This is a genomic window from Bradyrhizobium sp., assembly GCF_030693485.1.
Lineage (GTDB): Bacteria > Pseudomonadota > Alphaproteobacteria > Rhizobiales > Xanthobacteraceae > Bradyrhizobium.
The window spans coordinates 1-3961 of the sequence record NZ_JAUYAN010000040.1 but is presented as its reverse complement, the minus strand read 5'-3'; the positions used below and the strand labels follow the sequence as shown (position 1 = coordinate 3961).

The window sequence follows — 3961 nt, the reverse complement described above, 5'->3', positions numbered from 1 at the left end:
CGTCGCCATCGCAAGACCTGAGCCAGATCGTTGGTCCCGCGGCTCGGTAAGCAGCATGTTCACGTCGTGCCCGATTACTTCATCAGCCCTGTAGCCGAAAATATTCTCCGCCGGTTTGCTGAAATTCCGGATAGTTCCGTTAGATTCGATGGAAATGAGACCGTCGCTTGCGTGATCCATGATCGCCTTGAGTTCATCGCGAGCCTTTGCCTGGATTCGTTCTGCAGTTTGAGCGATCGCGCGAGCGCGGTCAGATTTCTCTTGATGGGCACGCGCCTCCTCGATCTGCGTCTGCATCCTGAATTGGCGTCCGATCTGATAACCGCCGATCGCCAGCAGGACTATGGCGCCCGCGGTTACCGCGGAAATCAACAGTGCGAGTTGCCGCCAGGAAGCCAGGATAACATCTTCCGAATCCGCTGCGACAACAACCAGCGGATACCCCGGCACGGTATGGATGGCCACTATCTGGGGAGTGCCCCCCAAGGCCCGGGTGCGCAACGTTTCCTGCTCCGTCCCCGCGATGGCGTTGGCGAAGACCTGCTGAATCGCCTGACTTTTCTCCCCGGGACTTTCGAGCTGCGGCTGGCGGCTGAGCAGAGTGCCATCGCGACGGTAGAGCGAGATCGAAGCCTCGCTGCTGGGCAGCATCGGGCTGAACAACTTCGCGAAACGACTTGTGGCGATGCTTCCAAGGATGATGCCGACAAAAGCGCCATCTGAGCCATTGATCCGGTGTGCCAGAAAGATGCTGTCTTGCCCGGTACCACGATTTTTCAGCGGCTCCGAGATGAAATAGCTGAGATCCGGATTGTCACGAAGATTGATGAAGTAATCCCGGTCGGATAAATCGATCGCAGGCGTCGGCCCGGAAAGGGAAGAATTGATAAGCTTTCCGTGTCGGTCAATCATCACCAACGTATCGAGGTCCGACGAAATGACAACCATGTCATGCAACAGGCCATTCATCGATTTGATTCCGGCGTATTCTACGAAGCCGTCTGCCGAGACCTTCCCCGCCGAGATGAAGCGTTCTTCGAGATCCGATATAATGAGGTCTGCGCCGAATATGATTTTATGAGTGTGTGTGGCGATCGCCAGGCCGAGCCGGCTCAGATCACCGGTTCCATCCGAAAGCGTTTTGTTGCGCGTAGCGACGACTGTTACGCTTGCAGCCGCTATCAATCCGATCGCAAATGCGGTACAAACGACCGTCACCCACAATATGGGCACCCGTGCCGCATGGTATTTGGCCCGCACACCGGCTGGGCTCGATCGTAGCGTGGATTCGTTCACGGAATCCCCGGCGCCAGCTTCAGACATCCGTACGACGCTCCAAGCCGGTTGCTCATCAACGCCGGATGCGAGGACTAACTGATTGTATAGTTTGGGTCGATTGTATAGGCTAGTCTTGCATCGTTTGGGCGCATCGGAATACCAGTCAGCGAATCGTGGCACGCGAACCTCACGACTCCCAAGGAGAGCGAGCGGCAGTGCAGCTTGTTCTGCGGAGCCTGCGAATTGCAGTCATCTGTCTTATCGGTGCCGGCCCGCAATGGGTTGCAGACCGTGCGAACGCCCAAGACATCACACTGGGCGTCATCGCTGGAATGTCCGGCTCAGGCGCTTCCTACGGAGCCGGCATATCCCAGGGCGCCGAAATGGCGGTCCGGGAAATCAACGCTGCCGGCGGCGTCAACGGCCGCCAGATAAAGCTCTTGATCGTCGATGACGCCAGCAGCCCCGCCCGGTCCGCCGTCGCGATGCGTCGTCTGGTGGCCACCGATGCAGTCCTGATCGTTGGGGGCTGGGGTAGCGCCCAGGTCCTGGCCAACATGGATATCGCAGAACAGGCGGGCGTTCCGTATATCGTGGTTGGAGCGACCCATCCACAGATCACGAACGCCAGAAACAAATGGACGTTTCGCGTCATCCAGACGGATGCGGTGATAACCGAGGAACTGGCCAGAATCGTTGTCGCGCAACTGGGCGCGAAGCGCGTCGCGGTGATCAATGACACGAACGACTATGGCACCGGCAGCCGCGACGTTTTTATCGCGGCGCTGGCTCGACTCGGCGTCAAGCCCGTGGAGATGCAATCTTATCAGACCGCTGACAGGGATTTCGGCGCGCAACTCGCCCGTATCGCATCTGCCAATCCCGAAGCGCTCGCGATATTCGGAACCGTTCCGGCCGCGCCAGTCATCATGAGCCAGGCCCGTGCTTTAGGTATCAAGGCGCGGTTCGTGGGTTCAGGCGGGCTCGCCAATGAAGCACTGATAACCTCGGCGCCGACCGCGTCGGACGGTACTATCCTGATGAGCTATTTCAGCGAGGACGCCGATGCGGAGGCTCGAGCCTGGGCCGATCGTTACAGAATGGAATTCGCGGGCCGGGCGGATGCCGCTGGGCCGGCGCTTGGCGCCTGGGAGTATCGGGCTATCAAGGGTATCGTTGGTCCCTGCCTGGTCAGCGTCGAGAGCACTGGGTTCGACCGGATGCGCCTTCGCGACTGCATTGCGAATTGGCGAGGAAAACTCTTCGGAATCTCCAGCGAACTCTACTTCGACAAGACAGGCCAGCTGGTCCAGCAGCCCGTGGCCGTCGAGGTTCGCGATGGCGTTTTCCGGTTTCTGAAGACCGTCAAGTAGAGCAGGGCGCGTTGAATTCGACAACAACGCAATACCGCGGGCGTCATGCGGCGAAACCGTTGAACCCCGGGGTGCGTCAAACCCCGTCCAGAATAATCACCGTCGGCGTCGTCGGCAGCGTCTCCCGCGATATTCTCAGGGACCGCTCGCCGCGGCGGTCGATCTCGAATTGCTGCCCGATCTTCTGCATGAAGTCCTCGAGCGGGGTCATGAAGCGATGCATCGGCAGCACCACCGAGGAACGCAGCCGCCGCGTGATCTCGGAAATGCCGTCGAGTGACATCGTATAGGTGCCGTCGATCGGCACCATCAGGATGTCGACACGGCCGATCTGGGCGAAATGGCTGTCGTCGAGCTTGTGATGCAGGTGGCCGAGATGGCCGATGCAGAGGCCGGCGACCTCGAAGATGAAGATCGAATTGCCGTCCCTGACCAGCGCGTTGTGGGAATCGTCCATGGTGTAGGGGCGGATGTCGGTGGTGACGTTGCGGATATAGACGTCGCCGAAGCGCTTGTTGATGTAGGCTGGCTTGCCGTCATCGCCCCAGCCGTGCAGCACATGGCCGATGCCGCGGTCCGGGTTCAACGAATAATGCGTGGAGTGGGCGCGGTTCATGGTGACGATATCGGGCAGGCGGCCGATCTTGTAGGCGCCGCTGTAGTCGGTCGCGATCCGCACGCCGTCGCGCGACTCGATATAATAGGTCGAATGGCCGGCATAGGAGATCGTCACCTCCTCGGCCTTCGCGGCAATCCGCCGCAGGCTGACGGGCGTGACGCGCGGCGGCGCATTCGCCATTGCCAGGCACTCGCTGCGCAGCGGTTGTTGCTGCTGGGCGGCGGCCGGCGCCGTCAGCTGACACAGCAAGGCAATGACGACAGGCAAAGATCGCAGCATGGCAAGCCCCGCGTTTCGATGACCGGATCGGTACTGTATCGCTGAATCCGGCAAAAATCATCGGCGCGCAGCGCATGGCCGGGCGCACTCCCGGGAACTCGAACGGCTCAGTTCGGCGCCCGCTGCTGTCGCAAAAGGGGTTTTGGATTGTCGCAGGTATTCGTCCTGAAGGGCACCGCGATTTCGCCGCCCGGGGTCCGCAGGCAGTCCTCAAGCAGCACGTCCCGAGACGCATCGCGCCACGGCCTCATTTCTCGCGCGGCGGACCATCGCCTCCGCAGGCAAGCCGCCCTTTGACTGTCGAAGGTTTCGGCCAGTTGCGGACAATCGGCTACCGCCGAGACCGGCATATCGCTCCGGGTTGCGGCCCGTGAGCGCGAGGCGTCCAGCGCCCGGTCGAGTGCGAAAATCA

3 protein-coding genes are annotated in these 3961 nt (G+C 60.6%); 1 reads left to right on the top strand and 2 read right to left on the bottom strand.

Annotation, left to right across the window (positions count from 1 at the left end; translation table 11 throughout):
* Positions 1 to 1323, bottom strand: a 1323-nt coding sequence (locus Q8N40_RS03045) for a cache domain-containing protein (protein ID WP_305710758.1), incomplete at its 3' end; no start/stop codon positions are given.
* A 170-nt stretch (positions 1324 to 1493) separates the two neighbouring features.
* Here Q8N40_RS03045 and Q8N40_RS03040 point away from each other — a divergent pair.
* Positions 1494 to 2651 (top strand): ABC transporter substrate-binding protein, encoded by a 1158-nt coding sequence (locus Q8N40_RS03040; RefSeq protein ID WP_305710757.1) that lies wholly within the window; start codon positions 1494 to 1496, stop codon positions 2649 to 2651.
* 76 nt (positions 2652 to 2727) lie between these two features.
* On the opposite strand, the gene Q8N40_RS03035 is transcribed toward Q8N40_RS03040, so the two are convergent.
* Complete coding sequence (locus Q8N40_RS03035; protein ID WP_305320327.1) at positions 2728 to 3549, bottom strand: MBL fold metallo-hydrolase; 822 nt, start codon at positions 3547 to 3549, stop codon at positions 2728 to 2730.
* Positions 3550 to 3961: the final 412 nt, after the last annotated feature.

What these genes read in the sequence shown, in the direction of transcription:
- Q8N40_RS03035 (WP_305320327.1), bottom strand. Translation starts at nt 3,549, where the DNA reads ATGCTGCGATCTTTGCCTGTCGTCATTGCCTTGCTGTGTCAGCTGACG.